Source organism: Mesorhizobium sp. M7A.F.Ca.CA.002.09.1.1 (genome assembly GCF_003998555.1).
GTDB lineage: Bacteria > Pseudomonadota > Alphaproteobacteria > Rhizobiales > Rhizobiaceae > Mesorhizobium > Mesorhizobium ciceri.
Window position 1 is genome coordinate 1 of the sequence record NZ_RZRR01000425.1, and the last position, 4,626, is coordinate 4,626.

Below are 4,626 nucleotides of genomic sequence, written 5' to 3' on the forward strand. Positions count from 1 at the left end.
CCAAACGCGCCGAGCGCGAGACGGTTTCGCGCATGCGTTCCAAGCCGGCCGACAGGAATTGAGGCGTGGATTTTCGTTCGGGTTGGCCGGCCCTCGACCAGGTCCGCTTGACAGGAGCGCGGCCGGCGATGACGCTGCCGCAATCGAACTTTGCGGAGGGAGGCCGTGACCATGAAGAAGATCTATGAAAAGCCGATGCTGCTCAAACGGCAGAAACTCTCCGCCGTGACGGCGCAGCAAGCCACTTCAGGAGTGACCGGTCCGATCGGCCCGACAGGCTGACGCCTCACGGTGTTCGATGAAGGTAGCATTGGACGCGCCCGCGGGTCGGCGGCGAGACGGCAGTCGCTCAAGGCGCAGCATCAGTGTTTATGGCTGCTCTTCGCTCTGCGGGCAACCGCTTCCATAAAAGAGCGGGCGGCAGCGTCACAGGCTGTTCTGGACGGTCCATTCGCGGACAGCACGACCTCCGCGGCCTTCCGCGACATGCCGTATTTCCGGGCGAAGACCGCAGCGTCGTAAGGTTCGTTTTCGGCCGGTGCCGCGGACGTGATCCTGGCCTTGGTCATTGGCGGGTCCGCCTGAAACTCTCAAGCAACTCGCCTTCATTGCGGCAGCCATTCTGGAACAGCGAAAACACCGTGGCTGCCAGAAGCTGCACGTCCGACTCCCCCGACATGCGATCAAATTTGCGCTCCAGGCAGACCCGATCGAAGACGCGCTGGCACAGTTGCAGATCGGAAGGATGGAGACCGGGATTGCGCTTACGAAGGCTCGACATAAGAAGCCCCTTTCGGAGCAGCGGCCACTTTTGATGCATGTCGTCCAAAAGTGACCTCGGCTTTGGGAGAACGACATGCATAAACAAAGACCCTAAAGCGCATCGCATAAATCGGATCAAACGCGATGCGCTTTAGACGCTGTGGGTCAAAAAATGAAATCGGGCTGAGCAAGAGTCAACATCGGCCTTCATCACAGTAACTATCGTACAATTCTCCCCCCGGTCCTCCCCCTTCTTCGAACGGTCCCCAGGCCCAGCGCGACATGGCGCTTTTCATTGGCCAGCGGATTTTATCGGCGTGATCCGGCGCTCTCATGAAATATGTCGGTTTTGTACCAAATGGCGTTTGGTACGTTTCCGACACTAACATTCAGGCCGATCTTTTCATATGCGAACAGGCGTTGGGGGGCGCCGTGCTTCGAATTTCATATCGCATTGATATCTTTCTGCGTTCAGAGCCCCTATACATAGGCCATCGTCCTCACGTTTTTACGGGCACGGACGGCTGGGAGATTGGATGGCTCTTGCCCTGCATTGGGCCACGCCATGTCTGATCCCAACAAAAACTCTGATCCCGACAAAAAACCCAATCCCGACGGGAACCATCCGTACCGAAACCAATTGCTGCGGCGCATGCCTGCGGATGATCTGGCGTTGCTCGAGCCGCACATGCAGCGCTGCGACTTGCCATTGCGCATGATGCTGGTGACCCCGAATGTTCCGATCGAGGCCGTCTACTTCATCGAACAGGGCATTGGTTCGGTGGTCGCCAGCACGGCAAGCGGCCAAGAGGCCGAAGTGGGCTTCATCGGCTTCGAAGGCATGACGGGATACTCCCTGGTGATGGGCGACGACCGTGCGCCGCATGCCTGTTTTGTCCAACTCGAAGGCGAAGCGATCCGCATCGAAGCCGGCGCTTTCAAGGCAGCTTTGGAGGCAAGTACGACCTTGCGCATGTTCCTGCTGCGCTTCGTCAACGCACTACAAACCCAGGCCGGCTGCACCGCGCTCGTCAACGCGCGGCTGAAGCTCGAGGAGCGGCTGGCGCGATGGTTGCTCATGTGCGACGACCGGGTGCCCGGCGAACATCTCGCCATCACCCACGAATTCCTGGCCATCATGCTTGGTGTCAGGCGGCCAGGCGTCACCGTCGCGCTTCAATTGCTCGAAGGCCGCGCGTTGATTCGCTCGAAACGGGGCGAGATCGTCATTCGCGACCGCGCCGGGCTGCTGGAACTCGCCAATGGCAGTTACGGCGAAGCCGAGGCCGAATATGCAAGGCTGATCGGCGAGATCGGCGCGGCCTGATCAGGAGCGGCTGCCGCCGGCATCCGGCTTGCCCGATGTCGCTTTGCCGGGCGGTGCCGCACCGCCTTTTATGGGCCCATCCCTGCCGATCGGCCCATCCCTGCCGATCGGCCCATCCCTGCCGATCGGCTCATCCTTGCCGATCGGCAAGCCGGCATGCTCCAGGCTTGCAAGCTTGCACTTCGTCTGCTCGGCCGCCGCTCCGACAAGGCAATCAATGGTGAACATGGCACCGGCGTGATCGCTTGCCGCGACCGCCTGGCGGATTTTCGTCAATTGCGCCTGCGTGTAGTCCAGAAGCTCGACCAGGTCGGTATGATCCAAACCGCCCTCCATTACAGGATGTCGAGAGGCCGATCCGAGGTCGCTCTTGCCACCGAAATACGCCCATTTACGCGGCTTGCATAGCCGGACTGTCAGAATCGTACAGCCTACGCTCTACGGGATCGTTGCCTATTGGCCAAAGGTCCATCTTCGCGCCAGCGCCACGGCATGCAAGTGTATATAAGCTATCGCTTGAATACTGGTCCGTACGTCTGTCGGGGAGATGTCGTGCCAATTCGCGAGAATCTCGCCGCCAATCTCAGGCGGCTGGTCCAGCGCCATGCTTCCGTCAGCGCGGTGTGCCGTGAGCTTGGCATCAATCGCACCCAGTTCGAGCGCTATCTGCAAGGCAAGGCGGTGCCCAACAAAACCACCGCCAGGCTGATCTGCGATTATTTCAAGATCGACGAAAACGAGCTGTATCGCGAGCCGGCTATTCCCGCAGCCAACGGCGACGGCAATGCATCGCTGCGCGAGGCACTGTACGAAAACATGGTGCGGCCGCCGTCGCCCGCCATCGCCGGCGGCACTTATTTCACCTATTTTTCGGTCCCCGGCCGCCCCGACCTTCTGATGCGCTCGGTCACCTTCCTGCGACGTGAGGCCGAGCTGGTCACCTTCAGGCGGGTGACGCGGTGGGCCCCGGGCGATGGCCAGGGTGGCGCCAGAATGCCCGGCAACCACTACGGCGTAGCGATCTCGCGCCTGAACTGGATCTATTTCACAGGCATCAACCGCCGCCAGACAAGCGAGCCCTCGATCATGACCGTACAGTGGGCTCCCATCTCCGAACCGGTTCTGGTCGGCAGGGCGATCGTCCTCACAGGATCGGGGCCGGCCTTTGTGCCGGTCATCATGCGGCAGGACGTCACCAGGGTCAGCATGAAGCGGGCGTTGCAGATGGCCCATATCGTCAGCCTCGACGACCCCAGCGTCGATCGACTGGTGGTCAGTCTCGCACGAGAGACCCGATAAACTCGCCTCCTACGGGAAAAATCGGGGAAAGTTTCAAGTTTTTCGGCTATATTTTTCCTCGTTTCGGCTTTTTTACGCAAAAAATGCCGGAACTTTCACCCAAACCTGTCGTTTTCCAATGGATCGTTGCTTCGACGATCCCAAAGCAATAGGAGAGTACCCATGAACATCAAGATGATCTGCTTGGGCGCCATGGCACTTTCGATGGTCGGCGGCGCGGCGTTTGCCAAAACGTCGGCTCTCGACGATCCAGCCAAGATGCAGCCCTTCTACACCGATAGCAGCATGAAGACGATGGTCAGCAACGACGACTTCGTGAAAGCCTGGAAGGCCCTTACGCCGGACGACCAGACCGCGATGATGAAGGCCTGCGAGGACGAGGCGAAGGACGCCACTGCGGCCAACAGCCATCCCGAATTCTGCAGCAGCGTGAAAGCGAACGGCGGCAGCAAGTAGCAGTCCAGCAACCCGAATGAGAAACAGCCCCGCGCGGGGCTGTTTTGCGTCTGCCGCAGGTGTGCAGACAAGCCAGCCACGCAAGGATCGGGCCCGGCCGGCACCCGGCCCATCTCCCCATTTCTGCCATGTTGCACTGCGATAATTTGTTGCATTGCGATATCGGCCTGCACCGCCGACATTGCACAGGGGCTGGGCTTGCACGAGGGAGCCGTCGTGGCAGCATCGTTCCGGCCGGACATACAAGGATTGCGCGCGCTCGCCGTCGGCGGCGTCGTCGCCTACCATTTCGGCCTCACCGCGCTCCCCGGCGGCTTTGCCGGCGTCGACATCTTCTTCGTCATCTCGGGCTGGCTGATATCGACCCATCTCATGCAGGAGATCGGCGAGACCGGCCGGCTCGACCTCTGGCGCTTCTATGCCAGGCGCGCGCGGCGGCTCCTGCCGGCAGCTTTGTTCGTCATCCTGGTCACGCTGGCCGCCGGCTACTTCATCCTGGCGCCGCAGGAGCAGGCGCTCTATTCGCGCGGCGCCATGTTTGCCTCCGCCTATGCCATCAATCTGTGGCTGCTGCGCTGGTCGTTCGACTATTTCGCCGCCGACGCCACCAGCAATCCCTTCATCCACTTCTGGTCGCTGTCGGTGGAGGAGCAGTTCTATCTGGCCTGGCCGGCGCTGCTTCTGCTGGCCGCCTGGCTGCGGCCGGGCCGGCGAACGGCCGCAGCCATGATCGGCGTGGTCGGCCTCGCCTCCTTCGCCGCCTGCCTGTGGCTGACCAGCGC

General features: G+C 61.0%; 7 protein-coding genes. 5 read left to right on the forward strand and 2 right to left on the reverse strand.

Annotated elements, in window-relative coordinates; translation table 11 throughout:
* The first annotated feature begins 171 nt into the window (after positions 1–171).
* Positions 172–282, forward strand: a complete 111-nt coding sequence (locus EN994_RS18635) for a hypothetical protein (RefSeq protein ID WP_082826510.1) — start codon at positions 172–174, stop codon at positions 280–282.
* A gap of 283 nt (positions 283–565) precedes the next feature.
* Here the strand turns inward: EN994_RS18635 and EN994_RS18645 are convergent, their stop codons facing one another.
* Entirely contained in the window at positions 566–829 is a 264-nt protein-coding gene (locus EN994_RS18645) for a hypothetical protein (protein ID WP_013530598.1), read from the reverse strand.
* A gap of 585 nt (positions 830–1,414) precedes the next feature.
* On the opposite strand from EN994_RS18645, the gene EN994_RS18650 reads away from it, so the two are divergent.
* Positions 1,415–2,089 carry a Crp/Fnr family transcriptional regulator gene (locus tag EN994_RS18650; protein WP_164746004.1) on the forward strand — a complete coding sequence of 225 codons (675 nt, stop codon included), beginning with the start codon at positions 1,415–1,417 and terminating at the stop codon, positions 2,087–2,089.
* Here the strand turns inward: EN994_RS18650 and EN994_RS18655 are convergent, their stop codons facing one another.
* The gene (locus EN994_RS18655) at positions 2,090–2,413 is read right to left on the reverse strand and encodes a hypothetical protein (RefSeq protein WP_082826689.1); all 324 of its coding nucleotides are present in this window, start codon (positions 2,411–2,413) and stop codon (positions 2,090–2,092) included.
* Positions 2,414–2,641: 228 nt separating this feature from the next.
* On the opposite strand from EN994_RS18655, the gene EN994_RS18660 reads away from it, so the two are divergent.
* The 3 genes from EN994_RS18660 to EN994_RS18670 all read left to right on the forward strand — a co-directional run.
* Positions 2,642–3,388, forward strand: coding sequence for a helix-turn-helix transcriptional regulator (locus tag EN994_RS18660; RefSeq protein WP_063168640.1), 747 nt, complete (start codon positions 2,642–2,644; stop codon positions 3,386–3,388).
* Between the two features lie 162 nt (positions 3,389–3,550).
* Complete coding sequence (locus EN994_RS18665) at positions 3,551–3,844, forward strand: hypothetical protein (protein ID WP_013530594.1); 294 nt, start codon at positions 3,551–3,553, stop codon at positions 3,842–3,844.
* 216 nt (positions 3,845–4,060) lie between these two features.
* Positions 4,061–4,626: acyltransferase (locus EN994_RS18670; RefSeq protein ID WP_164746005.1), on the forward strand; the 566-nt coding region annotated here is incomplete at its 3' end.

Bases quoted from the DNA above. Each gene is read 5' to 3' on its own strand.
- EN994_RS18665 (WP_013530594.1), top strand. From the start codon at position 3,551: ATGAACATCAAGATGATCTGCTTGGGCGCCATGGCACTTTCGATGGTC.
- EN994_RS18650 (WP_164746004.1), top strand. From the start codon at position 1,415: ATGCCTGCGGATGATCTGGCGTTGCTCGAGCCGCACATGCAGCGCTGC.
- EN994_RS18635 (WP_082826510.1), top strand. From the start codon at position 172: ATGAAGAAGATCTATGAAAAGCCGATGCTGCTCAAACGGCAGAAACTC.